The following is a 23,790-nucleotide window of genomic DNA, read 5'->3' as shown; positions in this document are numbered from 1 at the left end:
AGGTCAGGTGTCGTTCTACGGGGTTAAGCTGCATCGCAGCGATATCCTCCAGCTCCCCGTACCAGAGGACGCCTGTAGCGAGGAAACTTTCGCTGAGTGGTGCGCCAAGCGACTAGCTGCCGGGGAACGACTCGCGGTTGATCTCTTCTCCGGCGCTGGCGGCTTGAGCCTCGGGGTGGAGGAGGCCGGTTGGACCGTTGCCGCTGCCGTCGACTATGACCAGCGCGCGCTTGAAACACACCGCGCGAACTTTCCAGGACTCTCCCTTGCGATCGATCTCTCCGATATTGAGGCGCGAGCGAAGCTCGTCGAGCTACTCAAAAGGACCACTATCGACCTCGTGGCGGGAGGGCCTCCCTGCCAGCCGTTCAGTCGTGCGGGGCGCAGCAAGATCCGCAGCCTGGTAGAGGCAGGGCGCGACCCTCACGACGCGCGTAAGGAACTGTGGCGTGCCTTCCTCGAGGTTGTTATAGCGATCAAACCACGGGCCGTCCTGATGGAAAACGTGCCGGACATGGCCTTGGGCGATGACTTCCAGGTCGTACGCAAGATCGTCGAAGACCTCGAGGACGCAGGATACTACAGCGATGTCCGTTTCGTGGACGCCTGGAAGTACGGCGTCCCTCAACACCGTAAGCGACTCATCGTGCTGGCCCGAAACGATCATCATGAGTTTCCATGGCCAGAGCCAGGGGCCAAGGTAACGGTGCGCGACGCGATTATTGATCTTCCACCGCTACCGGAGGACTATCCTGTTGGCGATCGGCTTATGTCATACGAGGGCGCCGAACGCGCTTCTGGATTCGCTCAGCGAATGCGAAGCAGCCCAGAGTTGGACGCTGGCATAGTTTGGGACCATATGACCAGACCGGTCCGACCTGATGATCTAGAGATCTTCAAGCTGATGGACCATAAGACTCTCTACTCAGCCATTCCCGCAGAGCTTCGTAGATACAAGGCTGACACTTTCAACGACAAGTATAAGCGACTGGATTGGAACGACCTTAGTCGCTCCATCACCGCGCACATTGCAAAGGATGGCTACTGGTACATCCATCCGGAGCAACATAGAACGATTACTGTGCGGGAGGCGGCGCGGATCCAGACGTTTCCTGACCACTTCCGCTTTGCTGGTACCAGAAGCGACGCCTTTCGTCAGATTGGCAACGCCGTGCCCCCTGAGCTGGGAAAGGCGGCAGCCCACGCTATCAACCCTGAAAATACGCAGCAGGCAACACTTTTTTCGTCCCCCAACCGATGGGCTCTTCTTCATAAGGCTTTGTCGGATTGGGCAATGGAGCAACGCCAAGGGGAAAACTGGTTTAATTTCCCAGGCCCAGAGGTAACTCCGGCGGTTGCTGTTGTGGTAACTCTGCTCAGTCTCGGTGGCAGACTGGACATACGGGGCTTGGCTCAAGTTATCGAGCCTTTCAAGGGGTTGAAGAAGCTCACCCAAAAGGAATACCGGACTCTGCTTAAAGCTGTTGATGACCCGCGAGTTGAGCGGCGACTGGAACGCCTTTCTAAGTTGACGGCGATGCGTAACGTCTGGAATGACCCTGCTGACTTGGCGGAGGAGCTAGATTTGCCGCCAGCGGAAGAGTCTCTGCTGACCTTGCTCAGCAACCATGACATTATGCTCACCTCACAGCTCTCTCTACGTGTTGCCGCTAGAGTGGCCGGCAGTAAATCTGATCAGACCAATCGACTTACTGACGGCCGAGTCGACCTAGCCAGGCTAATCGGTGGCGGCGAGGCGGCGCCTCTTCGAATGGCAGCACTTCGTCTCCTGGGTACTACTACATGTCTTCCACAGGAACCGCTATGCATGACATGCCCATTGTTTAATATGTGCGTCTTTGCGAAGCAAGAGCGGCCGGGTACATCAACGCTTTGGTAGTTAGACACTACTCAGTTCAGTCAGGCGAGATATCTGCTCCCCGGGCTTCATGTGCTACACGCTCAGCAGCGAGCGTGACATCTCGCCTGATCTCGCATTCCCATACGCGTAGCACTCGCCATCCCGCCTCTTCGAGGAGGGCGTCGTTGCGGCGGTCTCTAGCGCGGTTCGTTTCGATTTTTTGGTGCCACAGGTCGGCATTTGGTCCTTTGAACTGTGCGGGTGAGTGGTCGGGGCAGCCATGCCAGAAACAACCGTCGACAAACACCGCAAGTCCCTCTCTGTCAGGGTTTGTTGAGACTGATGTGACTACAGTTCATCTGACTGATGAGGGTGAGTAAGGATCTCAACGAACCGTGAGCATGAGACTGGCCGAGCGTTCCCCGGCGTCGATCGCCGATGATGGAGCAATGAGCTCGGGTAAGGGCAAGCAGGGGCCACGCGCGGACCGGCCGCGGCGGCGGACGTTCACGCCCGAGTACAAGCAGGCGATCTTGGCCGAATACGACGCGCTGACCGAACCGGGCGCGCGGGGCGCGCTGCTGCGGCGGGAAGGGCTGTACTCCTCGCATCTCGTGGAGTGGCGGCGGGCGGCCGAGGCGGGAGCGCTGGACGGCCTGGCCAAGGGCGGCAAACGCTCGGGCAAGAGCGGCGAGCAGGCCGAGCTGGAGCGGCTGCGGCGCAAGGTGGAAGCGCTCGAGGCCGAACTGGCCCGAAAAGACGCGGCGTTGGATCTGGTGGGAAAAGCACATGCGCTCTTGGAGACGCTCTCCGAGAGCGCGGCCTCAAAGCCGAGGTCGAACAGGCGATAGGCGAGGTCTTCGCTGACCTGGAAGCCGTCACCTCGACCAGCGCGGCGTGCGCGCTGCTGGGCAAGTCGCGGGCCAGCCTGTATCGCCAACGCGCCCGGGCCAGTGGCCCGCCGCGTAAGCCCGGCCCCGTCGAGCCGCCGCCCAACGCGCTGACGCTCGACGAGCGTGAGCGCGTGCTGGCAGTGCTGACCGAGCCGCGCTTCGCCGACAAGGCAGTCGCGCAGATCTGGGCCGAATTGCTGGACGAAGGGGTCTACCTGGCCTCTCAATCGACCATGTACCGGCTGCTGCGCGAGCAGGGACTGGTGCGCGAGCGGCGTCGGCTGGCCGCGCATCCGGCTTATGTCAAACCCGAGTTGGTGGCCCATCAGCCGAACGACGTGTGGAGCTGGGATATCACCCGCCTGCCCGGCCCGACCCGCGGCACCTTCTACCAGCTGTATGTGATGCTCGATATCTTCAGCCGTTACCCGGTGGGCTGGCGGCTGGAGGCGGCCGAGGACGCCGCCATCGCCGAGCGGTGGATGGCCGGACTGATCACGGCACACGGCCGGCCCAAGGCGATCCACGCCGACCGGGGCAGCGCGATGACGTCCAAGAACGTCGCTCAGTTACTGGTGGACCTGGGGGTGCAGCGCAGCCATTCCCGCCCGCGCGTGTCCAACGACAACCCCTATTCGGAAGCCCAGTTCAAGACGCTGAAGTACCGCTTCGACTTCCCCGAGCAGTTCTCCTCGATCGAGCACGCGCACGCCTGGTGCACCGATTTCTTCGACTACTACCGGCACGAGCACCGTCATGCGGCGCTGGGGCTGCACACCCCGGCCTCGGTCTACTTCGGCACCGCCGGGCAGATCCAGCTCCAGCGAGCTCAGGTTCTGGCCGCGGCCTATGCGGCCAATCCAACGCGGTTCGGCCGACCGCCGACCCCGCCCCCTATGCCCACCGCGGCGTGGATCAATCCACCGACCCCACAAGCGCTCATAGCGTCCACATAGCAAGAGACTGTCTCAAGATCCTTGACAGGTACCGAGTCTCCAGCGTGGGAGAACAAAGTCCGGCTTACATTGCGCAACCAAGCTCGGATGAAGCCTGAACCTCAGTCCGAGAGCGTGTACAGCGCGGCGTAGCGACAACTCTGGTCGTGTGTTACGTGTCTGTCGTCCCCGGAGATGCGCGCCCTTCTCGGTCGCCTTCCATGACCTCTTGCCTGTCATAACACCAATTCTGGCAGCTACGTAATCATTGCGGCGGCTGCCCGCGTCGCTTCGGCCGGCCTGCGCACCAGGCGGCCATCGATCAGGACGACTCGGCTGCCCTGCCCCAGCGGCCTTCTGGGGGTTCGGTCAGGCGCGGCATGGGCATGGGGGCGGCGAGCAGGTCGATGCTGGCGAGCACGGTGCGGAGGCCGTGGTTGAGTATTGAGATGGCCGTTCAGTGGTTGTGTGCGGACCACACTCACTCTGAGTGCGTGGGCATCTCCGCTGGAAGCGTGTACCGATAGCGGGTTGCGCTGAGGTTATCGGCTGCGGGTTGCCAGTTCCACCAGACGCGCAATCGGCCGTCTCTGGGGAGGGGCTGGCTGTCTTCATAGGCGAGATTGATCTTGTCCACCACGACCAGGATCGTGCAGATGCCGTCGGCATTGGCCACCTCGTTGGCGGTGAGCTCGACCGAACCTGGGCTGGTGGTTGATCCCTTCACCTCAACTCGAAGTTCTTTGGATCCCTTGGTGATGTGCAGATCGTACGATCTCTGGGCTCCTACATCTCTCACGGTGTAGCCCAGACTCTCGAAGTGTTGGGTCGCGCGCTCAACAGCATGGCGTTCAACTGCCTGGCGGATCTTAGCGTCCTGCATGAAGTGGTGGTGGCGTGGCGAATCCTGGATGGCTTCGGCCGGCGATCCCGCCATGGCTTTGCCTGAGTCCTCATTGGAGTGGAGGGCGGTTGCTAGCGCGGCTTCGAGTCGGCTTGCGTTTGCCGAAGTAAATCCAGGGACTTCTACCCGAAGGCGGATTCTCTTGCTGTTGTTGCCCTTCTTGACCGTACCGGGCGGTTGCGCGATCGGGCCCTGAGCAGATGTGAGCCGTAGGCGGAGTTTCTGAATGTCTTCGCCAGCGAGAGGTATGGGTACGGCTACGAGCCGGCGATCGCTCTCGGAGAGGCTGAGGCGCTGAGTGTGTCGGCTGTCCACGAACGAGTCCAGGAGCGTGGCGTCGAGACTCTGTAAGCGTGTCAAGAGCAGGGTGAGCCCCTGGATGTAGTCAGGGTTTCTGGCGGGTCGCCCCTGCGCTGCTCCACTGGAGCTACTCAGGATTAGAGCGAGGTGGTGGCCGTCTGGAATCACGAAGTACTCGGCTTCGATCCGGCGTCCTTTGTCGTCGTATGGAATCACGCAGCCACCATGTCAGACGAACACGACAAATGCTGGTGTGCCCGGTTGGCTAACAGCTTACATGAACCCGACCCCATCAGTCCGGGAGGAACTCCTCCAGGCCTTCGCGCCACGTAGGTGCCGGAAGCTCCTCGAATGCCGCCTTTCTCTCGACGATCATTTTGGCGAGTTGGTGGCAGTGATCGACAGAGGGGGCCCCGATGGCGAGATCGCCGTACTCGCTGGTGTAGAGGCAACAGCCAGCGGCGAGCACCAGTTCCGCGAACAAGGAGGCGCGATTACGGTCAAGCACGACCCCGACGTGGGGATGTGGGTGATGGTGCCGAGAACCTGGCACGCGTCCGCGGCAGGAGGTGTAAGTGGTGGCCCCAGCAGCAATGATCGCCATGACTAGGCCTGCCACCCCTAGGTCTAGGCCCTGGATGTATACGAAGTAGCCGTCGTCCTCGTTCTCCCATGCCTCGTCGGTAAATGCTTCCAACGCTGCCTCGAATCCCTCCCCGTCGTCCGCCTGCCCTGCGCGGTCTAGGGCGGTACGTTCGATCTCAAGGGTGTACTCTGCGTCCTCCCATGTCACGTCGAAGAGGGGCGTGTACTCTCTGTTGAAGCCATGAGCGCAGAACGTGGCAACATCCTGTGCGGTGACCTCGGGGAGCCTTTCGGCGTCATAGTCGACGTAGCATCCAACGTCGAATTCGGGGACCACTCCTAGACCTCCACCGTCAAGCACTGCCCAGGGGATGATGGTAGATGCTGTGATCAGCTATATCGAGCTGTTCTATCTCCTTCGAGGGAGTTAATCGCCCACAAGGATTTAATCGCCCAGAAGGCGGGGGTGCGTACGATTTCAGACTGGCGGGTTTGCGCTTGGGACTGTCCGGCTCGTCACGTAAATCTGCGAGTGGTTGGCTGAGGCAAATCGATTCCCACCTCCCCGACCTCGCTAGTCCCAGCACAACCTGGCGTGCACCTGGGCGAACTGCCTGATGGCTGATCATGGAGTGGGTGCACTCGTGAAGTAGCGCGGGCGATGCGGGCCGCGACCGGCCGAAGAGCCGCAGCGCGGCCCGCGATCGCCCGAAGGCGCGGGACGCCGCAAGGCGGCATGCGCCTTGATCACGTACAGATAAGTTGCTTTCTGATCTCGGGCTCCCTGGCGATCTTGGCCCCTCCGTCTGGCTGCTGGCTAATCAGACCCGGTGGTTGGACCTCTTGGCACCGGCCCATACGTGCTCGAAGCTGCCCAGGTAGGTCGATGCGGATGCCTCCTGTTCCGTGGCGTGGAGGTGGAACACAGGGGCTTGGGCTGCCGGTGTGCCGTAAGCGTGGCTATTGACCAGCAGATCGGCATCTGCCCGGTAGATCGAGTTGTAGAGCACGGTTTGGTGGAGGCGGATCTCCACGTTGGCGATGCTCATGAGGGGCCGGTACAGATTCAAGGCGTTTCTGACCCGGGCGGCCATAACGGTGGTGCCGATGGCTTCGTCAACGCCTCGCGCCGCGACTGCGGGGGCGTCAGGATCGCCGAGTAGGACGCGCACTTGGACGCCCGATCGGGCTTGATCGGCCAACAGGCGGATGATGCCGGTGTCCTCGGCGAGGAAGAGGCCGCTGTAAGCGAGGATGCCGATCTCGTGCCTGGCCGACTGGAAGAGCTGCCGCCATGTGGTCCGGGGGACCGTCCAGCGGTGCGGGTAGACGGCCTGGAGCTCGTCATTGAATGGGCGACGTTGGCGGACGATCTCAGGCCAGAGTTCGGTTTCGTCGATATGGAGGAGGTCGGCGATGGCCCAGCGGTGCCGTGGGTACGGTAGGCGGCCCTTGAGCCAGCGGTGCACGGTCTTGGGGTCTACATCGAGGTGTGCGGCGACGTCCGTGGGCTGAAGGCGGGCGTTGATGAGGGCGTGGCGAAGGTTGTCGTTCATGCGCACCTCCCGCGTAACCAGGCGTTCTGCCTGGACGTTAACACGAGACGTCCCTAGACGTCCCTGAGTTGCGGTGTAGAGGTTCCGCCACACGGGCGAATCTCGACCTACACAGTCCGTGACAGCGAAGGGACAGCTCGGTCATGACGAGCATGAGAGAACGGCAGTACGCCTATGCCCAGCGCGCGCTCACCGCGCTGGGGGATGAGCTTACGAAGCGCGACGTCCCGGCGGCCCTCGTCGTGGCCCAGGACGGTCGGCCCGGCCTGGACGTGACCGACAGTCGGTGGCGGGTCCGCCGCGTCTTCGTCCACCCGGAGTTCTGCTGGTTCTACTGGGGCGACCAGAGCGACGAGCGGGTCACCTGCCTGCGCCGCGGCGCGGCCGTCGAGCGGATCGCGCAGGCCGCGCGGGACGGCTGGCACGAGGGCGAGCAAGGCGAACTCCGCATCGACCTGCGCCGCATCGCCGATGCCTACCGGACCTGAGACATATCGACAGTGAAGAGGTGGCTGACCGGTTGGCGGATCTTCACCCAGATCGTTGACCGGCTTCGAGAACGGATCACGATGAGCATGTATCCGAAGGGTTCGATGCTGCCGTCTGAGGCGGCGCTGTGCGCGGAGTTCGGAGTCGCGCGCAACACGGTCCGGCGGGCGCTGGCCGTGCTGGAGGACGAAGGGCTGATTCTGACCATCCCCGCGAAAGGCCGGCTGGTCCTCGGCGGCGACAAACCGAAGGATGAGCCGTACCTATACCAGGCGATCGCACGGGAGCTGCGCGGCGAGATCGAACGCGGAGAGCTGGCGCCCGGCTCGACGCTGCCCAGTGAGTCGCAGCTGCGGCGCACGCATGGAGTGTCGCGAAGCACGGTCCGGCAGGCGCTTGTGGTGCTGGAGCGGGAAGGGCTGATCGTGTCGGAGCACGGGCGAGGGCGGTTCGTGCGCCGGTGAGACGTCCTGGGACGTCCCGGCGGATGCTCTGGATCAAATCCGGCATCCTGTGCCTATCGTGAACATGTGGGACAAGCTGAATGGGCTCATGACCTCGCCAAAGACCTGTTGGAGACGACGTTGCCGCGGCGCTGGGCGCACACCCAGGGGGTAGCCGCCCGCTCCGTGTCACTGGCGGGCATCCTTGGCGACGAGGCCGACACCCTGACCGCCGCCGCCTACCTGCACGACATCGGATACGCCCCTGATCTAGTCGCGACCGGCTTCCATCCCCTCGACGGTGCGCGCTATCTGCGCGATGTCCACCAGGCCGACGACACGCTCTGCCGCCTGGTCGCACATCACTCCTGCGCGGTGAACGAGGCCCTTGAGCGGTCCCTGTTCACGGACCTGACGGAGGAGTTCGACGAGGAACGGCCGGAGCTGGTGCAGGCGCTCACCTACTGCGACATGACAACCGGCCCGGACGGACGGCATCTCGACGTCACAGAGCGCCTAACCGAGATCCATTCCCGCTACGGCCCCGATCATCTGGTCAGCCGGTCCATCACTGCTTCGACGCCGTGCATTTTGTCTGCTGTACGGGCGGTGGAGGCGGCGCTAGCCGATGTGCGGCAGGGCGGTGCCGGCTAGGTAGTGCTCGATGCGCATCCGCATCGAGCGGTCCATCTGCAGTTCGGTGACCTGCTCGCGCGGCATCCAGCGGACCTCGCGAGACTCATCGCTGGGCGTCGGTCTTCCGCTGATGGCCCGGCCCGTCAGAACGATCGAGAACTCCTGGCGGGCCTCGCCGTTGGAGGTGTAGAGGATGACGTGCCGGGGGTCGCTGTACGTGCCGACCAAGCCCGTGATCTCGCAGACGATGCCGCTCTCTTCGCGCGTTTCCCGGATAGCGGCCTGCGGGATGGACTCGCCGAGATCGATCGCTCCGCCGGGAACGGCCCAGTTGCCGTTGTCGCTGCGGCGGATCATCAGGATCTCGTCCGCGGCGTTGGTGACGATGACGTTCACGGACGGGACCAGGCTGTTGGGCGCTGGGGCGTCAGGGTCGTCGTAGTAGTCGATCCGCTTGGCCATGGCTCACGACCCTACCGGCCGCGCGCCGTCCCAGACGCGCTCGAAGCTCTCGGCGTAGGTGGCGACCATGTCTCCGCCGACGACCTTGCGTAGATGGAGGACCGGCGCGTTCCCGGCCGGGACGCCGTAGACGTGGGTGTTGATGAGGAACTGATCGTCGGCGCGATAGATCGAGTTGTACAGCACCGTGGCATGTAGCCGGAACTCGATGTTCGCGCGTCCCTGTAGGGGCCGGTACAGGACGAGGACGTTGCGAATCTTGGCGGCCATGCCGTCGTCGATGCCCTCGTCCTTGCCACGCTGGGCCACCTCGGCGCAGTCCGGATCACCCAACAGGATGCGCACCCGGACCCCGGCGTCTGCTTTCTCGCCGAACATGCGCACCAAGCCCGTGTCGTCAGCGAGGAACAACCCGCTGTAGACCAGCACGCCGATCTCCTCAGACGCACTCGCGAACAGTCGTCCCCACACGTCCCTTGGGACCGCCCAGCGGTGTGGGTAGACAGTGACGATCTCGGACTCTGAGGCTGCCGCGACCTGTTCGCGGGTCAACGCCTCCGGCCAGAGGTAGGTCTCCTCAGTGTCGAGGTAGGAAGCCACCGCAAATCGGTGCTTCCGGTACGGCGCACGGCCCTTGGTGATCCACCGCTCGACCGTTTTGGGGTCAACCTGGATCGCGTTGGCCAGGTCGGTGATGCTCACGCCCTTTTGTAGGAGGGCGGCACGTAGCCGTTCGTTCGCCATCTCACCTGCTCCGGGGACGTCCGGGGACCTGGCCATCGTAGGCCGGACGTCTTGAACATGTCCCGTCGTGTAGTGATCTCGTCCTAACTCTCCGTCGCAATCTTGGTGTCACACAGCAACACCGAAGCGACCGAAAGGAGAGGTGATCACCATGAATCACGACATCTACCCCGAGCCCACCTGCGCGTGCGGGGCACTGCTCAACGAAGGGCGGGAGCTCTGCCGCAAGTGCCGGGCCCGGGACCGCTGGCTCAAGAAGCAGGCGGGCAAGCGCAAGGGTGGTAGGCGGCGTGGCGAGACCCGCCGTCCGCCGCGGGCTCCTCGCGGTCTGGCCGCGGCGGGGGTGATCTGGTCATGACCACGATCCCGCTGATCATCGCCGGAGTCCTTGGCGTCACTCTGCTGGTGGGCTACACCATGGTCCTGGTCGGCATCCGCCGCGAGGACAAGGCTCTGAGCCTGCGTCAGCGTCCGAACGGGGCGTCTGCGTCGCTGGCGCGGAAGGTCACCGGCTGCTACGCCCGGAACGGCGTGTCGTGGACGTAGCCAACTGCTCCTCGACACGTGCCAAGCGTTCCGACAGGTCGCGAACGGCAGAGCGGAGCTCGGTCACCTCGCTCGCCAGGTCGCCGGCGGGTGCCGCGTCGGTGTCGCGGACGAACACTCCCTTGCCCTGCTGGCCGATCACCAGGCCCTCGTTACGCAGGATGCCGACGGCCATCTTCACCACCGACAGCGAAGCGTCGTACTGCTCGGCGAGTTGGGCGGTGGACGGCAAGGGAGTGCCGGGCGCGAGAGAACCGCCGCGGATCTGCGCTCGGAGATCGTCGGCGATCTGGAGGTAGCCGGGCCGCCCGGTTTTCTCGACCATCGCAGTCCATCACACCACGAAATAACAACCAAGCCAACCGAGAGGACGTTGACAACTGAGCTAACTAGGTTAACTATGTTGGCTAGGACGAATAAGGAGGTCAGAGTATGCGTTCCGTTCCCATCCCTGTGGATGTCAGCAAGCTCGCCATCACCTGCGTCAAGGCCCCGCGTCCGCGGGTGCTCAACCGCGACACCGGTGAGATCAAGACCGACAAGAACGGCAACACCGTCTTCGAGGTCACCGTCTCGGTAGAGGACGAGTTCGGCCGGATCGAGCTCGTCAAGATCGCCACCACCGGAGAGCCGCCCATCGGCGTCGGCGATCAGGTCAACCCGGTCGGCCTGCTCGGCTACGTCTGGGAGATCGCCGGCCGGTGGGGCATCAGCTACCGCGCCTCGGCCCTGCTCCCCGTGCGGGAGAGCGCCGATGCGTGACGCGCTCGTCCTGCTCACAGTCCTGGCCGCTGTCGCGGCCGGGCTGTGGGCCTGGCGCCGCTGGCATCCCGGCTCGTTCTGGCTGGTGGTCGGCTACCCGATCACAGCCCTGTCCGTACTCGCCTCCTGGCGACGGGTCGCCCTCGGCTGCGGGCTGACCAAGAAGCGGCAGCGCTTCTGGTTCACCACCGTGCCCGGCATGGTCGCCTCCACCGGCGTCGTACGCGTCAAGCGCCGCTTCCAGCGCATCGCGGTGGACACCAAGCCGTTCATGTGGCTGCCGCTGCCCACCCGGCACGGCTGGCGCGTCACCCTGCACACCCTGGAAGGCCAGACACCCGGCGACTACGCTGACGCCGCCGAACGACTCGCGCACTCCTGGGGCGTGCACGCCATCCGCGCCTCCTCGCCCCGGCCCGGGCGAGTGGTGCTGATGGCCACCATGCATGATCCGCTCGTCAAGGTCGATCACCTGCCCGCCTCGACGGACCTGCTCAAGGTCATCGTGGGACGACTGGAGAACGGCAAGCCGTGGACCATCGACTTCCAGACGGTGCCGCACTGGCTGAACGCGGGCGCGACCCAGTCCGGCAAGTCGAATCTCGCCAACGCTCTGATCGTCGGGCTGGCTCCACAACCCGTGGCCTTGGTCGGCTTCGACCTCAAAGGTGGGGTCGAGTTCACGCCCTACAGCCCGCGCCTGTCCGCGCTGGCCACCTCGCGCGCCGAGACGGTCACACTGCTGGATGACCTCGTCGGCCTGATGGTCGATCGCATGGGGCTATGCCGCCAGGCAGGCGCCCGCAACATCTGGCAGCTCCCGCCCGGCATCCGTCCGATCCCGATCGTGGTCCTGGTCGACGAGCTGGCCGAGCTGTACCTGATGGCCGACAAGAGGGAAAAGGACGAGATCGCCAAGACCTCAACCGCGCTGCTACGGGTGGCACAGCTCGGGCGGGCGTTCGGCATCTACCTGTTCTGCTGCGGCCAGCGGATCGGTTCCGATCTCGGCCCCGGCGTCACCGCGCTCCGGGCTCAGTGCTCGGGCCGGATCTGCCACCGGGTCAACGACCCGGAGACCGCCACCATGACCCTCGGCGACCTCGACCCGGCCGCCCTGGTCTCCGCTCGCGCCATCCCTGCCGAGACACCCGGCGTCGCCATCGTCGCTGGCCAGGACGGTCAGTGGTACCGCGCCCGCTCCTTCTACGTCACCGAGCAGACCGCCGAACACGCCGCCCGTACCTACGCCCATCTCGCCCCGTCGTGGGACGAGATCACCACCCACCTACCCGAATCCGTCAACGCCTGAAGCCTGAAGGGAGGGCAACGATGCGACGCTTGGCCTGCTGGCTGCTGGACACCGGCCCGGTTCTCGTCCTGGCCATCATCGCCGGTGCCGGATCGTTCACCCACATCCGCGACACCGCCGCCGAGCACGGCCAGACCGGCTGGATGTCCTGGGCCGTCGCCGTCTGCATCGACCTGACCTGCGTCATGGCCGCCCGCGAACGCCAACGCGACAAGAAGACCCGCAGAGGCCGGCGCGGTCTCGCCTCATGGCCCGTCCTAGTCCTGGTCGGCGGAATCGTCCTTTCGCTGGCCGCCAACCTCGCCCAAGCCGCCCCAACCGTCTGGGGCTGGATCACCGCCGCCACCCCGGCGGGCGCCTTCCTGCTCGCCGTCTCGATGCTCGAACGCCGCGCATTCTACGCCCGTCCCGAAACAACAGAGATCCCGGAAGTCTCGTCCTCACCCGTCCTGACACCGCCCGCCGTTCCGGAACTCGTCCCCATCGACGAGCAGGACGAGGACGACCGCCAGGACGACCAGCAGGACGGTCCCGCACCGGCACTCGTCGACTACGCCCGCCGTGTCGCCGACGAACACCACGCCAAGCACGGCAAGCCCATCACCCGCGACGCCCTACGCGCCCACCTGGGCGTATCCAATCAACTCGCCTCGGACCTGCTCCGCACGCTACGTACCGCCTAACGCAGAAGGGAGATCACCCTATGACCCGCAACCGCCGCACTGACCTCATCAACGGCCTACTCGACCTGGCCGCCTTCCTGGAGGCTCACCCCGAGGTGCCCGTCTCCTCTCACGTTGCCGTCCACCACTTCCCCGAACACAACAACGACACGGACATGCGCGCCGAGATCGACCAGATCGCCGCCTGTATCGGCTCCCGCATCGAGTTCGAGGACTCCCAGTACGGCCACTACGTCACCTCGGTCTGCTTCGGGCCGGTGGAGTACCGGGCCGTGGCCGTCCCAACCGCCGCCCGCGCTCGCCACGCCGCCGAACGAAGCTACTGGGGCTGCATCGAGCCCGATCCGGCAGCCACCACCTGACCAGCAGGAGAAACGACCATGCGCATCCGCCTCGACGGCACCCGTGCCGAAGTCATCGACGCCCTGTTCCGCCTGCGCCTGAACTTCACCGTCATCGGCGCCTCACGGCTCTATCCCGACCGCGCCAGGCCCTCCCATTGGCGCATCTACCTCACCACGACACCGCGCCCAAGGAGGTGAACAGCCCTTGATCGAACTTAGCCACTACCGCTGCTGCACCTGCACCGGAACCGGCCTGGACAACGACCGCAATCGCTGCCGCGACTGCGACGGCACCGGTATCGACAACCACGGCGCATAACGCGCAGCGCCCCCGGCCTGGCCGCACATCCGCCAAGACACACGCCAGGTCGGGGGCCATCCCCTCACCCGAACGAGTGAAAGGAGGCTTCCATCTTGCCCGCATGCACCACCAACCCGCACGTCCTCGCGGGTGTCATCGCCCGACTCAACGCACCGGACTACGACCGGTGGGCCGCCCAGATCCGCGCCACCGGCGGCTGCCGCCAGCCCATCCACCTACGCGGCAAGGTCGAATACCACGACCGCGCCACCGGCCGGCTCCTGCACCGCTACACCACCCGCCACGAACCCGACGGAATCCTCCGCCTGCCCTGCAAGACCCGCCGCGCCTCCCGCTGCCCGGCCTGTGCCGAGATCTACCGCGCCGACACCTACCACCTCATCCGCGCGGGCCTCATCGGCGGCAAGGGCGTACCCGAGACTGTCACCGCACATCCCACACTGTTCGTCACCCTCACCGCGCCAAGTTTTGGAACGGTCCACTCACGTTGTGAGAAGAACGGCAAGGTCCTGCCCTGCCACGCCCGCCGCAACCCCGAAACCTGCCCACATGGGCGTGTCATGTCCTGCACAGCCAAGCACCGCCCCGACGATCCCCACCTTGGCGAGCCGCTGTGCCCGGCCTGCTACGACTACACCGGTAGCGTTCTGTTCAACGCTCTGGCGCCGCTGCTGTGGAAGCGCTTCGCCGACTCCCTCCGTCGCCGCCTGGCCAAGGTCGGTGGGCTGACCCTGAAGGACCTCCGCGAACACCTCACCGTCTCCTTCGCCAAGGTCGCCGAATACCAGCGCCGCGGCGTTGTCCACTTCCACGCCGTCATCCGTCTCGACGGGCCCGGCGGCCCTGCTGCACCACCACCTCCTTGGGCCACCATCGACGCCCTGACGCAAGCCGTGCGACACGCTGCTCAGGTTGTTAGCGCCCTTGTGCCCGCCATCGAGGACCAACCCGCCCGCCTCCTCAAGTGGGGCCAACAGCTCGACATCCGCCCCATCACCCTGAACGGGGATCTCACCGAGCAGGCCGTCGCCGGCTACATCGCCAAGTACGCCACGAAAGCGGCCGAGTGCGTCGGCACCCTCGACCGCCGCATCAACCCCCTCGACAACCTTGACGCGTTCAAGCTTCGTGAGCATCCCAAACGTCTGATCGCCGAGTGCCTGCGCCTCGCCGCCATCGAGGACCTGGCTGAACTTCGCCTTGCCAACTGGGCCCACATGCTCGGGTTCCGCGGCCACTTCTCCACTCGATCCCGCCGCTACTCCACCACACTGGGCGAACTCCGCGCCGCCCGAGAACAGCACGCCCGCGACCACGAGATCACCACAGGCCGCCTGCCCCTCTTCGAGGAGGACACCGTCCTCGTGATCAGCGAATGGACCTATGCAGGCAAGGGCTACAGCCTCGGAGACCAGATCCTCGCCGCAGCAATAACGGGAACCCCCGTCTCGCACATGGCGGGAGAAGCCCGATGAGTCGCTGTGACGAGCTGCTGACCGTCGCTCAGGTTCTCGACGAGTTGGGTGGGGTTTCCCGTCGCACCTTCTACCGCTGGCGCGAGCTCGGTCGCGCGCCGGTGTGCGTACAGCTGCCCAACCTCGAACTCCGCGTCTGGCGGAGCGACCTCATGGCCTGGCTCGACTCGCGGCGGGAGGCGAAGTGAAGACGACCTACGACGTGAAGCTCGGCCAGATCCAGCAGCGCACCGACCGCGGCACGTCCGCCTACATTGCCCGCTGGCGGGTTGCTGGCAAGCAGAAGTCGAAGAGTTTCCGGACCAAAGGGCTGGCCAACGCCTTCATGTCCGACCTGCGTCAGGCGACAAAGACGGGGGAGGAGTTCGACGTCGCCACCGGCCTGCCGGTATCGATGCTCGCCCCCTCGGCTTCCGGTCCATCGTTCCTCGAGTTCGCTCAGGCGTACGTGCTCCGGCGCTGGAACACCTCAGCGGCCCGGACCCGTGAAACCGACGCGTACGCGCTCCTGACGCTGGTCCCTGCCCTGGTGGCCGCCGCGCCGCGCCGCCCGGCCGCTGAGGAACTGCGTGAGGTCCTCAAGCTTCACGTTCTTCTCCCAGAGAGCAGGCGGGCCGAGCTGACTGCGGCCCAAGCTGCGGCGTTGAGCTGGCTAGAGAGAGCGTCCCTTCCGCTGTCGGCGCTGGGAGAGGCGCAGGTCCTGCGTACGGCGCTCGACGCCATCTCGGTGACCTTCGCTGGTGCTCCGGCGGGCGCGAACACGGTTCGGCGTAAGCGCTCCATCCTGCATCACCTGCTGGAACATGCGGTGGAGCAGAAGGTGTTCAGCAGCAACCCGTTGGACGAGATCAAATGGACGGCACCGAAGGCAGCCACGGTCATCGATCCTCGCACGGTGGTCAACCCGGCCCAAGCACGGCACCTCCTCGACGCTCTGCCCAAGGTGGGCCGCAAGCGAGGTGCGCGGCTGAAGGCGCTGTTCGCCTGCATCTACTACGCCGCCCTTCGCCCGGAGGAAGCGGCCGATTTGCGGCTGCGGAACTGCACGTTGCCCGAGTCGGGTTGGGGCCTGATCGTCTTGGAGAAGGCCCGGCCTCAGGGAACGAAGCGCTGGACCAACTCTGGCGAGACTCACGAGTCGCGCGGCCTGAAGCACCGTGCGGACAAGGAAACACGAGAGATCCCGAGCCCGCCCGTCCTGGTCGCCATGCTCCGCGAGCACATCACCGAGTACGGCACCGCCAAGGACGGCAGGATCTTCCGCACCGGCTCAGGCGGCTCCTACTCAAGCTCGGCCTACTCCTACGTCTGGCAGGAGGCTCGCAAACTCGCCCTCACGCCGGAACAAGTGTCCTCGTCGCTGGCTGCCCGGCCGTACGACCTCCGCCACGCGGCAGTCTCGCTCTGGCTGAACGCAGGCGTCCCGGCCCCCGAGGTCGCCAAGCGCGCCGGTCACAGCGTGGACGTGCTCCTACGCGTCTATGCCAAATGCATCGACGGCCAGCAAGAGCACATCAACGGCAAGATTAACAACGCCTTGGATACATAGGTCACGCTTATCCACCTTCGGCCCTGGCCCGGCCAGGGCCGATTCACTTTCCCCTGCTCACTACGCCGCGTCGATCCCGCTAAACGCCGACACGCTGCGCCACGCTGACATGCACGCGCAGCGAGAAAGGAGGACCATGCACGAAGACCACGACCACCCCACCCCGTCACCGGAAGAGCTCCGCCCGCTGCGGCGACCACCGTATGGCATGCCGCTTCGGTCTCGGCGCCACACCGCATCGGACTCTCTCCCCTGGCGAACGTACTCAACCCCAGCCCCGCCAAAGAGGTCGACTATGCGCAACCGGGATCTTCTGACCCGGCCGGCGCTTATCGCAGGCTTCCTGACGTGCGTAGGCTTCGGCATCTGGTCGAGTGCATGGGGGACAGACAGCGCCTCACCTCGAACAAACGCCGCGATGCCGACGCCACGGTTGAGCGTTGCTGAACAGTCGTTTCTGCTCACGTCGCCGTCGCCGTCTACGCCTCGCACGCCGTCCCCCTCGGCGACGCCCAGCTCAAGTCCCAAGGTGTCGAAGGGCAGGACGATATCATCGGTGAACCGTCATCGGTCAGCGACCTCCGCCGCGCCGCGTAAGCGTCCGGAGAACGTCCCGGCGGCCCCGCGCAAGAAGGCAACCACTCGCGTTGATCGTTTGGAAGAGCCGAGGCGTATCGATCGGGAGGCCAGCGACAGGAAACGAGTGGCGCCGCTGATCGCCGCGAAGTGCGACGAACTGTTCCCGCCTTCCCGCCCTGAGTTCCGCGTCCGTAACCACGCATGCCACCTGTTTTACGGATAGCGCGTTAACGTCTGTCAGTTCGGCTTCGGGGTGCATTTGTGGAGTTCGCCGTACCGGTTGCGGGCGATGCTGAGCAGTTGCGTCAAGTCGCTCACCGGGTCACGTCCCTTGGCCACCTCGGACAGGTCGACGCTGATCCACGGCCGCTGGGCGCCGCACCGGAACAACATCATGGTGTAGTACGGGTTGGTGCGTGGCAAGCGGCCGGTGTACGCGATGAGTCCCGTGCCGAGATCCGCTGGCAGCGCGGCCAGTTGATGCTCGCCGAAGTTCTTGCGTGCCAGGTCCATGGTGCTGTCGCCGTCCCGCACCGACCACACGACGGAGAGCCGGGTGTATTCATTGCGAAGTGTGCATATCCCGTGGGTTGCCGGTACCCCGCTCTTGTCCTCCTGCAGCGGGAGTGTGAGGCCGCTGATCGTGCGGACCGCTTGTTGCGGGAGGAAGTCGCACCAGTAGGGCGGGGCGTCGGTAACCGGACTGGCGATGGTCTTGTTGTCCGGGCTCGGCGATGATGGCGAACCAGTGCCGGTGCAACCGGTCACCATCGCGAAGATAAGGACCAGTCCGGTGCCGGTGCCAGCGATATGCCTGACGGTTGGAGGCTTCATGTCAGTACTTGTTGATTCCCAAATTGCCATGCACGGTGTCCGTTGCCGTGTTCATGGTGTCATGCAAGTTACTTGTGATCTCTTCGATGTCGGTGTACCGTCGTGCCCATTTCATGAACTGATCAAATGTCACCGGATCGGCGACAATTTCCTGTATGGGCTTGATGGTAGGCGGATGACCGCCAGTGACGAAGCGGGTGTTCTCGGCGGCCCTCATGGCGGCGCGAGGCCAATCCCCGGCAGCGATCTTCGCGCTAGTGATGCCGCTCTTCATCAGCCACACGATCATCTCGTTTTGGTTGTTGGCGGTATTCAAGGCCTCGCCTGATGTGACGCCTAGTTTGATCATGCGTTCGGCGGCTAATGCAGCAAGTTTGTCGAACCCTATCTCGGCGCCCTTCTCTGCGACTTGCCCGCCGATCTCTCCCGCTACCTTGGTGCCAAGCTGTCCGGTCGGTCCTACTAGGAAGGCAAATGCAGCATTAATTGTGTCTTTCGCATCTTTTCTGGCCTGCTCATCGCTCCATGCGTTGGCGAGTAAGGCCAGCCTGCGGGCCTCCACCAGGTGTCCGAAGACTCTGGCCTCTGGACGTAGTGCAGAGTCCACCTCTTTCCCGCCGTTCGCCTTGAAGGAGTCGTTGATCGTCTCAAGCATGTGTGCTGCTTCGGCGGCCTGAAGTTCTGTGGCGGCGTCTCTGTCGCCGCTGACCAGTACGAGCAGTCGATCCATGTCGGCCTTGTTGATCTGTCGCTTGTCGGGCCCTAGGAAGCCCCCGCTCTTGGTCTCGTATGTGCCGTAGACCTGATCGATATGGGCCGCCAAGGCGCTGCCCATGGGATGCCTGAGGAAACTCAGCTGATCGAACAGCTTCCGATCGGTAATGGAGAGTTTCCCACTGCTATCCGCTGCGAAGACCTTCTTGGCCTGTTCCTTGAGGGTGTTCACTGCTTCCGTGGTCAAGGCCAGCGAGACGGGGTCCCTTCCGACCAGCGCCTTCCGCAGCGCCTGCCCGAACGGGTCGGTGTTGCCATGGAACTGAAACGCGCCGAGGCGATCGGTCAGCATGTAGGACAGAACCGACTGCTTCCATCCGGCCGGCTTGTGATTCAGCAGGGCCTGTGAGGCCTTCGCGTCGCTAGCCGCCGCATGGAACAGGTCGTCGATGACCGCCGAGCCGAGCCGTTTTCGTGACTCGTCGACAGGCTGCTTCGCGGACCCCATCGAGGGCGTTCCGGGAGTCATCCATTGGGTGACGCCGAGCACGGTGGCGAGGTCCGCCATGGGCATCTGTTTGCTGCCCAGAGCGCTCCCGATTGCGTCTTTGGACGCCTTCCAGCGGTCCTGGAACTTCTCCTTCTCGAAGACGATGGCGTCTCGTCCGACAACCTGCATGAACTTCTCGGAGAACGGCGGCTTGCCCTCGCTTGCCCGCCAGATCAGTGCCTGCGCCTGATATCCGTAGTAGGAGACGCCGTTCACCTTGAACTCACTGCGCCCGTGCTTGACCAACTCGTTGAGGAAGCAGTCGTCCATGTACGCGGGATCGCGGGGATTGGTTCCCTTGGCCAGTGCCGTGGCGAGTAACCGCATCGCCTCCCGGGCTTCCTTGGAGGTCTGACCAGCGTTACCCGCTGAGGCCGCGGCACGCAGTTGAGCGGCGATCGCGGCCGGCACTTCCGTCACCCCCTTGGCGCCGAGCTGGGAAAGGAACGCCTTGACGAACCCGGCGTCTCGCGCCTTCGACGCGTACGCCTGCAACTGCTTCAACGCGTTCTTGTCCCCGGCCGCCGCGGCCTTGGCCGCTTTGGCTGCGGCCGCGCCGTCGAGTATCCCTTGAGCCTGGGGGAGCGAATCCGGGACCGCGATGAGGGTTCCCGTCGCTACGGGCGGCCCGATGGAGATCTTGAGTCGTTCCATCTCCCGGACGATGCGCTGCCGTTTGCGTAGGTCTTCGGCTTCCTGGCCGACCTGCGCCGCGAGTTTCCTGATCCGTTCCGCTGGAGCGGTGTCCAGCCCTGCACCGTTCAGCTCCCCGTATAACAGCGAGGCAAGCTCCTCGATTTGCATGGCGGCAGCCGTGTGACGTGCGACCAGGGTGTCGAACTCCGGCAGTTTGACTCCGGTGAAGCTCATTTCGCCCTCGCCAACTCGTCCTTGGCCATGGTGACGGCCTGGGCCAGCATCGCGCGCAACTCACGCTGGCTTCCGTGAACTGTGTCACCGAAGCGGTTCCCGCTTGGCCCAACCCATGCTTCGGCTTCCATCAGCGTGCTGGAGGCATGCAGGGCCCACCAGTTGTCGTCGGACAACTTCTGGATGCGTAACATCGCTGCCTGCATCGCCTCGCGATCAAGACCAGGCATGCCGATCTCTCCTCGTACGGCTCTCAAGGCCCCCAACCGACGATAACCCCGCCAGAGTCGATTGCAGCGGTAACCAACTAATTCGCGATTCTTCCCGCAAAGTCGACCCAAACGAAGGGTCCCGTACGTACACGCATGAAGAGCTCTGCACGCTGGAGCCGGTTCGGTTTGATGGACGCCTGATCTCTAGAATCTTCACTGCGAGTCGGCGCCTCGCCCAAAGGAACGCGATCTCACCCGCTCTATCGTCGAAGCAAGCGACGACGGGAAGGGAGGGGGCGACGTGAGGACAGTACGTGACCAGCGTCAGCGGGTCGGACGGTCACCGCAAGGCTGAGGTCAAGCCGCCTTCGCCCAGAAACTCGCCTGGCCAACCTTCTGGTTCTCCAAGATGGACAACGGTCGGGCTGCCGCTAGACCAGATAAGAGTGGTGGGGCAACTCGCCGAGGTACTAGGGGTGGAGGTCGCGAGCTGACCGGTCAGCCGCACAGGCGCGAGTCCGAAGAACTTGACTCGGGGTACGCGGCTGTCCCAGCCTGTGCCTCCCGCTGCACAGGCCACCTGCCGAGCGGGGTGATCCTGCCGCCGTCGGGAGAGCCCAGGACGTGGCAGGAACTGGAGGCGAACGTTCGCGGGGCCCAGCAATTTAGCCAGGATGTCAAGTTCATCGCCCCGGGCGAGGTGCAGTCCAGTATCATCACCGACCCCAGTGTGCGTATCCACACATTGGCCCCACGCGTCAGGTAGTGCCGTGGGGCTACAGCATCTTGCCTGCATTCGAGTTCAACGGTGACCGCGAGGTATCTCTTCTACAGCAATCACATATGTGCTAATAAGGATGTCGGCCTTACCGGCTGCAGGAGGAGAGGATGTCATATGCCAACAGGTCGACCCTTCCAGGTCTCGTACAATGCGACAGCCTTCGACGCGAGCGTTTATCCGAGTGGCCTTTTAACGTTTACTGCTGATCATCTCGCCCACGCGTTGTTTGTCACGGGCCGCGCGCCGGGCGATAGAGTCAGGTATGGCTTTGCTTCGGTATGGGAATGGCTTCATCGTACCGCAATCATTCCCGCCTATATCCGTAGGAGAACCGTCAACAGTCGGCTTGTTAGATCCAGCTTGGCTCTCGAATTAGATCGTTCCGAAAAGGGGGCTATCTCGTACGCGCTTGGCCAGGCAATGACGGGCGTTTTTAGCGAACAGGTCCTCCTCGTTCCCTTTCTAATGCACGTCGACCGATATGCGCATCGTTATCGTGCCACCTTCGCCGCAACACGTAAACGCGCTGATCTATTTGGAAGAAGGGCGTCCGGATGGGTAGTTGCAGAGGCGAAGGGAAGGTCGGGAGATATGCCAAGCGACCTCCAGGACAAGCTCGTTGCCCAGAAACGGTCAATCAAATCTATTGGTGGAATTCCCCCAGAAGTGGCTTACGGATGCGTCGCTTCTTTCCCGAAAGGCCAATACAGTCGTGATTCGCTTCGCGTCGACGCGTTCGATCCCATCGACAACGAGGTTGAGGCGATAGACTTAGTCGTAGATCTCAATCAATTCATTCTGACTTACTATGAACCGTTCATGGCAGCACTCGCCTTCGGTGAGACTGGCGAATCTGACGACATCTTTGTGAGTGCTCTCTATAGGCAATTCGGGATTCGTTTAGGGGTGCTGCGCCCGATAGTAAACCGGGTTAGGCAAGCTACTGACGGGGAGCTGTCCGGGCTCTACGACGACATCCTCCAGATCCTCGCAAACAGGGAGGAGTATGCGCCATTTTCTTTTCTCGATGGAACGACAATTGAAACGGATTGGGAAGAGGCTCTTGCCTTGAATGACTGGGAGTATTACCGGTAGCTTACCGTTGGCTTAATCTTCTTGGCGCAAGCCCCTTGTCCGATTGGGCGGAACAGCTCGATCTCTCACTGAAGTTTGGTCGGCATGGACGATCTCTCCTGGACGGATGCGGCGGCCCAGGCCAGCCCGAGATGCACGCCTTCGACCAGCGTCTTTCCGTTGCCGACCTCCCAAAGCAGGCCTGCGGCGAAGGCATCACCCGCACCAGTCGCGTCCACCACATCTGCGGGAATGGCTGGGTAATGAGCGCTCTTGCCGGATGAGTAGACGGTGACCCCGTTTGCGCCTTCCGTCATGATGGCGATGGTCTTGTCGGGGACAGCGGTGAAGTCGTTACGGGATCCGATCAGGTACTGCATGGCGGGGATTGTGCCTGGCGGTACGCTCGTGATCAGCGCTCCTGCAACGGCCATGGCTTGGGCTGCGGCGGTGAACGTGTCGTGCCAGGCGGCAAAGTAGACGATGTCTCCGGGCGCCATGGCTTGTGTGGGGATCGTGATGGTGTGAAGCAGGTCAGGGTGGATGCCGATGATGGTGCGTTCGCCGTTGGGCTCCACGAGCAGAACCACGGTGGACGTGCGTCCCTCCAGGACCTGTACCTGCCCGACATCGACTCCGGCAGCCGTAAGCAAATTGATCATGTTCTGGCCGGCGGTGTCGGTTCCCACGTAGCCGATCATGTGGACGCGTCCGCCGGCCTGGCTAAGCGCGACGGCGACATTGGCTCCGGTTCCGCCTGGGCGCTCGGCAGTCTCGCTGGCTTGAACGAAGTGACCACTTGCGGGGAGGTGGTCAACGTACAGGGCGAGGTCCCACGCGATGGGGCCGATGATCCAGAAGTCAGGCATAGGCTGCCTGACGCAGAGCGCAAGCGCACAGCCTCTCGGCGAGCGCATCCAGCGACACCGGAAACGCGACCTTCGGCGCCCGGATGCTCACCGAGTCTTGGCGGCAGCTCAGGACGCCTGCGACGATTGCAGCCACAGCCTCAGTGTCCCCGGCCAAGGCAGATCACATACCGCACGGCGAGTATGGCGACGAGGACGGTAACGGTGACGATCCCGGAACTCCTTGACGAGATCCGCGCGGAGGTGGGGAAGCGTGGCCTGTCGCGGTACGTCGCCGAGGCGTTGCGTTTCAAGCGTGAGCGGGACCGATTGGTGGAGCTGGTGCACTGGCTTGAGGGAGAATACGGCCCAGTTTCTGATGACGAGCGCGCGGCAGCGATCGAGAAGTTGGAAGAGCTCGATGTTGAGCACGATCGCAGGCGGGTCATCACATGAACCGGAAGAGCAACGAAGTGATGAACGCTCTGCTACGCGCCGACTGGATCGCTCCTCAGGATGTTCGAAAC

General features: G+C 63.8%; 27 protein-coding genes and 1 pseudogene. 17 read left to right on the top strand and 11 right to left on the bottom strand.

What is annotated here, in order from left to right; all coding sequences use genetic code 11:
• Positions 1 to 7: 7 nt before the first annotated feature.
• Complete coding sequence (locus tag EDD27_RS37670; RefSeq protein WP_127936632.1) at positions 8 to 1,900, top strand: DNA cytosine methyltransferase; 1,893 nt, start codon at positions 8 to 10, stop codon at positions 1,898 to 1,900.
• A gap of 410 nt (positions 1,901 to 2,310) precedes the next feature.
• Positions 2,311 to 3,710, top strand: a pseudogene (locus EDD27_RS37655) (IS3 family transposase).
• Between the two features lie 12 nt (positions 3,711 to 3,722).
• Here the strand turns inward: EDD27_RS37655 and EDD27_RS58960 are convergent.
• From EDD27_RS58960 to EDD27_RS37635, 4 genes are all read right to left on the bottom strand, one after another.
• Positions 3,723 to 3,929, bottom strand: a complete 207-nt coding sequence (locus EDD27_RS58960) for a PDDEXK family nuclease (RefSeq protein WP_127936631.1) — start codon at positions 3,927 to 3,929, stop codon at positions 3,723 to 3,725.
• A gap of 241 nt (positions 3,930 to 4,170) precedes the next feature.
• Entirely contained in the window at positions 4,171 to 5,109 is a 939-nt protein-coding gene (locus tag EDD27_RS37645; protein WP_127936630.1) for a protein NO VEIN domain-containing protein, read from the bottom strand.
• 76 nt (positions 5,110 to 5,185) lie between these two features.
• Positions 5,186 to 5,815 carry a hypothetical protein gene (locus EDD27_RS37640; RefSeq protein WP_127936629.1) on the bottom strand — a complete coding sequence of 210 codons (630 nt, stop codon included), beginning with the start codon at positions 5,813 to 5,815 and terminating at the stop codon, positions 5,186 to 5,188.
• Between the two features lie 484 nt (positions 5,816 to 6,299).
• Complete coding sequence (locus EDD27_RS37635; protein ID WP_127936628.1) at positions 6,300 to 7,034, bottom strand: XRE family transcriptional regulator; 735 nt, start codon at positions 7,032 to 7,034, stop codon at positions 6,300 to 6,302.
• Between the two features lie 143 nt (positions 7,035 to 7,177).
• On the opposite strand from EDD27_RS37635, the gene EDD27_RS37630 reads away from it, so the two are divergent.
• The 3 genes from EDD27_RS37630 (at position 7,178) to EDD27_RS37620 (ending at position 8,620) form a co-directional block, all read left to right on the top strand.
• The gene (locus EDD27_RS37630) at positions 7,178 to 7,522 is read left to right on the top strand and encodes a hypothetical protein (protein ID WP_164903970.1); all 345 of its coding nucleotides are present in this window, start codon (positions 7,178 to 7,180) and stop codon (positions 7,520 to 7,522) included.
• Between the two features lie 12 nt (positions 7,523 to 7,534).
• The gene (locus tag EDD27_RS37625) at positions 7,535 to 7,987 is read left to right on the top strand and encodes a GntR family transcriptional regulator (protein WP_277750779.1); all 453 of its coding nucleotides are present in this window, start codon (positions 7,535 to 7,537) and stop codon (positions 7,985 to 7,987) included.
• 165 nt (positions 7,988 to 8,152) lie between these two features.
• A complete protein-coding gene (locus EDD27_RS37620) occupies positions 8,153 to 8,620 on the top strand; it encodes an HD domain-containing protein (RefSeq protein ID WP_241564471.1) in 468 nt (155 codons plus the stop codon).
• Here the strand turns inward: EDD27_RS37620 and EDD27_RS37615 are convergent.
• Both EDD27_RS37615 and EDD27_RS37610 read right to left on the bottom strand, forming a co-directional pair.
• Complete coding sequence (locus EDD27_RS37615) at positions 8,588 to 9,064, bottom strand: NUDIX hydrolase (protein WP_127936624.1); 477 nt, start codon at positions 9,062 to 9,064, stop codon at positions 8,588 to 8,590. The two genes, EDD27_RS37620 and EDD27_RS37615, sit on opposite strands and share 33 nt — an antisense overlap.
• A 3-nt stretch (positions 9,065 to 9,067) precedes the next feature.
• Entirely contained in the window at positions 9,068 to 9,808 is a 741-nt protein-coding gene (locus tag EDD27_RS37610; RefSeq protein WP_127936623.1) for a helix-turn-helix domain-containing protein, read from the bottom strand.
• 151 nt (positions 9,809 to 9,959) lie between these two features.
• On the opposite strand from EDD27_RS37610, the gene EDD27_RS37605 reads away from it, so the two are divergent.
• A complete protein-coding gene (locus tag EDD27_RS37605) occupies positions 9,960 to 10,166 on the top strand; it encodes a hypothetical protein (RefSeq protein WP_127936622.1) in 207 nt (68 codons plus the stop codon).
• Complete coding sequence (locus EDD27_RS37600; protein WP_127936621.1) at positions 10,163 to 10,354, top strand: hypothetical protein; 192 nt, start codon at positions 10,163 to 10,165, stop codon at positions 10,352 to 10,354. Before EDD27_RS37605 ends, EDD27_RS37600 begins: the two co-directional genes overlap by 4 nt.
• Here the strand turns inward: EDD27_RS37600 and EDD27_RS37595 are convergent.
• Positions 10,314 to 10,679 carry a GntR family transcriptional regulator gene (locus EDD27_RS37595; protein ID WP_127936620.1) on the bottom strand — a complete coding sequence of 122 codons (366 nt, stop codon included), beginning with the start codon at positions 10,677 to 10,679 and terminating at the stop codon, positions 10,314 to 10,316. The genes EDD27_RS37600 and EDD27_RS37595 overlap by 41 nt on opposite strands.
• Before the next feature lie 107 nt (positions 10,680 to 10,786).
• Here EDD27_RS37595 and EDD27_RS37590 point away from each other — a divergent pair, with 107 nt between their 5' ends.
• From EDD27_RS37590 to EDD27_RS37560, 8 genes are all read left to right on the top strand, one after another.
• Positions 10,787 to 11,116 carry an SCO3933 family regulatory protein gene (locus EDD27_RS37590; protein ID WP_164903969.1) on the top strand — a complete coding sequence of 110 codons (330 nt, stop codon included), beginning with the start codon at positions 10,787 to 10,789 and terminating at the stop codon, positions 11,114 to 11,116.
• Positions 11,109 to 12,428 (top strand): FtsK/SpoIIIE domain-containing protein, encoded by a 1,320-nt coding sequence (locus EDD27_RS37585; RefSeq protein WP_127936619.1) that lies wholly within the window; start codon positions 11,109 to 11,111, stop codon positions 12,426 to 12,428. Before EDD27_RS37590 ends, EDD27_RS37585 begins: the two co-directional genes overlap by 8 nt.
• Before the next feature lie 20 nt (positions 12,429 to 12,448).
• The gene (locus EDD27_RS37580) at positions 12,449 to 13,111 is read left to right on the top strand and encodes a DUF2637 domain-containing protein (RefSeq protein WP_127936618.1); all 663 of its coding nucleotides are present in this window, start codon (positions 12,449 to 12,451) and stop codon (positions 13,109 to 13,111) included.
• A gap of 20 nt (positions 13,112 to 13,131) precedes the next feature.
• Positions 13,132 to 13,473, top strand: a complete 342-nt coding sequence (locus tag EDD27_RS37575) for a hypothetical protein (RefSeq protein WP_127936617.1) — start codon at positions 13,132 to 13,134, stop codon at positions 13,471 to 13,473.
• Positions 13,474 to 13,491: 18 nt separating this feature from the next.
• Complete coding sequence (locus tag EDD27_RS54815; protein ID WP_164903968.1) at positions 13,492 to 13,653, top strand: hypothetical protein; 162 nt, start codon at positions 13,492 to 13,494, stop codon at positions 13,651 to 13,653.
• Between the two features lie 216 nt (positions 13,654 to 13,869).
• Positions 13,870 to 15,252, top strand: a complete 1,383-nt coding sequence (locus tag EDD27_RS37570; RefSeq protein WP_127936616.1) for a replication initiator — start codon at positions 13,870 to 13,872, stop codon at positions 15,250 to 15,252.
• Positions 15,249 to 15,440, top strand: coding sequence for a helix-turn-helix transcriptional regulator (locus EDD27_RS37565; protein WP_127936615.1), 192 nt, complete (start codon positions 15,249 to 15,251; stop codon positions 15,438 to 15,440). The genes EDD27_RS37570 and EDD27_RS37565 overlap by 4 nt, the downstream gene beginning before the upstream one ends.
• A gap of 14 nt (positions 15,441 to 15,454) precedes the next feature.
• Positions 15,455 to 16,801, top strand: coding sequence for a tyrosine-type recombinase/integrase (locus tag EDD27_RS37560; RefSeq protein WP_241564470.1), 1,347 nt, complete (start codon positions 15,455 to 15,457; stop codon positions 16,799 to 16,801).
• 816 nt (positions 16,802 to 17,617) lie between these two features.
• On the opposite strand, the gene EDD27_RS37555 is transcribed toward EDD27_RS37560, so the two are convergent.
• From EDD27_RS37555 to EDD27_RS37545, 3 genes are read right to left on the bottom strand one after another with little or no spacing between them, the layout of a single operon-like run.
• A complete protein-coding gene (locus EDD27_RS37555; RefSeq protein WP_127936613.1) occupies positions 17,618 to 18,244 on the bottom strand; it encodes a hypothetical protein in 627 nt (208 codons plus the stop codon).
• Positions 18,216 to 20,348: a hypothetical protein gene (locus EDD27_RS37550; RefSeq protein WP_127936612.1), complete on the bottom strand. Its 2,133-nt coding sequence runs from the start codon at positions 20,346 to 20,348 to the stop codon at positions 18,216 to 18,218. Before EDD27_RS37550 ends, EDD27_RS37555 begins: the two co-directional genes overlap by 29 nt.
• Positions 20,345 to 20,578 (bottom strand): hypothetical protein, encoded by a 234-nt coding sequence (locus EDD27_RS37545; protein ID WP_127936611.1) that lies wholly within the window; start codon positions 20,576 to 20,578, stop codon positions 20,345 to 20,347. Before EDD27_RS37545 ends, EDD27_RS37550 begins: the two co-directional genes overlap by 4 nt.
• A 790-nt stretch (positions 20,579 to 21,368) precedes the next feature.
• Between EDD27_RS37545 and EDD27_RS37540 the strand changes: the two genes are divergently transcribed.
• Complete coding sequence (locus EDD27_RS37540; protein ID WP_127936610.1) at positions 21,369 to 22,436, top strand: hypothetical protein; 1,068 nt, start codon at positions 21,369 to 21,371, stop codon at positions 22,434 to 22,436.
• 65 nt (positions 22,437 to 22,501) lie between these two features.
• Here the strand turns inward: EDD27_RS37540 and EDD27_RS37535 are convergent, their stop codons facing one another.
• Complete coding sequence (locus tag EDD27_RS37535) at positions 22,502 to 23,284, bottom strand: carbohydrate kinase family protein (RefSeq protein WP_164903967.1); 783 nt, start codon at positions 23,282 to 23,284, stop codon at positions 22,502 to 22,504.
• A gap of 204 nt (positions 23,285 to 23,488) precedes the next feature.
• Between EDD27_RS37535 and EDD27_RS37530 the strand changes: the two genes are divergently transcribed.
• Positions 23,489 to 23,719 carry a CopG family transcriptional regulator gene (locus tag EDD27_RS37530; protein ID WP_241564469.1) on the top strand — a complete coding sequence of 77 codons (231 nt, stop codon included), beginning with the start codon at positions 23,489 to 23,491 and terminating at the stop codon, positions 23,717 to 23,719.
• Positions 23,720 to 23,790: the final 71 nt, after the last annotated feature.

The sequence above is a fragment of the Nonomuraea polychroma genome, from assembly GCF_004011505.1.
Lineage (GTDB): Bacteria > Actinomycetota > Actinomycetes > Streptosporangiales > Streptosporangiaceae > Nonomuraea > Nonomuraea polychroma.
The sequence above is the reverse complement of the archived record's forward strand: the minus strand, read 5'-3'. Positions and strand labels throughout refer to the sequence as shown.

Bases quoted from the DNA above. Each gene is read 5' to 3' on its own strand.
- EDD27_RS37630 (WP_164903970.1), top strand. From the start codon at position 7,178: ATGACGAGCATGAGAGAACGGCAGTACGCCTATGCCCAGCGCGCGCTC.
- EDD27_RS37580 (WP_127936618.1), top strand. From the start codon at position 12,449: ATGCGACGCTTGGCCTGCTGGCTGCTGGACACCGGCCCGGTTCTCGTC.
- EDD27_RS37615 (WP_127936624.1), bottom strand. From the start codon at position 9,064: ATGGCCAAGCGGATCGACTACTACGACGACCCTGACGCCCCAGCGCCC.
- EDD27_RS37610 (WP_127936623.1), bottom strand. From the start codon at position 9,808: ATGGCGAACGAACGGCTACGTGCCGCCCTCCTACAAAAGGGCGTGAGC.
- EDD27_RS37555 (WP_127936613.1), bottom strand. From the start codon at position 18,244: ATGGCAATTTGGGAATCAACAAGTACTGACATGAAGCCTCCAACCGTC.
- EDD27_RS37545 (WP_127936611.1), bottom strand. From the start codon at position 20,578: ATGCCTGGTCTTGATCGCGAGGCGATGCAGGCAGCGATGTTACGCATC.
- EDD27_RS37585 (WP_127936619.1), top strand. From the start codon at position 11,109: ATGCGTGACGCGCTCGTCCTGCTCACAGTCCTGGCCGCTGTCGCGGCC.
- EDD27_RS37590 (WP_164903969.1), top strand. From the start codon at position 10,787: ATGCGTTCCGTTCCCATCCCTGTGGATGTCAGCAAGCTCGCCATCACC.
- EDD27_RS37605 (WP_127936622.1), top strand. From the start codon at position 9,960: ATGAATCACGACATCTACCCCGAGCCCACCTGCGCGTGCGGGGCACTG.
- EDD27_RS37600 (WP_127936621.1), top strand. From the start codon at position 10,163: ATGACCACGATCCCGCTGATCATCGCCGGAGTCCTTGGCGTCACTCTG.
- EDD27_RS37595 (WP_127936620.1), bottom strand. From the start codon at position 10,679: ATGGTCGAGAAAACCGGGCGGCCCGGCTACCTCCAGATCGCCGACGAT.
- EDD27_RS54815 (WP_164903968.1), top strand. From the start codon at position 13,492: ATGCGCATCCGCCTCGACGGCACCCGTGCCGAAGTCATCGACGCCCTG.
- EDD27_RS37575 (WP_127936617.1), top strand. From the start codon at position 13,132: ATGACCCGCAACCGCCGCACTGACCTCATCAACGGCCTACTCGACCTG.
- EDD27_RS58960 (WP_127936631.1), bottom strand. From the start codon at position 3,929: ATGACAGGCAAGAGGTCATGGAAGGCGACCGAGAAGGGCGCGCATCTC.
- EDD27_RS37565 (WP_127936615.1), top strand. From the start codon at position 15,249: ATGAGTCGCTGTGACGAGCTGCTGACCGTCGCTCAGGTTCTCGACGAG.
- EDD27_RS37550 (WP_127936612.1), bottom strand. From the start codon at position 20,348: ATGAGCTTCACCGGAGTCAAACTGCCGGAGTTCGACACCCTGGTCGCA.
- EDD27_RS37635 (WP_127936628.1), bottom strand. From the start codon at position 7,034: ATGAACGACAACCTTCGCCACGCCCTCATCAACGCCCGCCTTCAGCCC.
- EDD27_RS37535 (WP_164903967.1), bottom strand. From the start codon at position 23,284: ATGCCTGACTTCTGGATCATCGGCCCCATCGCGTGGGACCTCGCCCTG.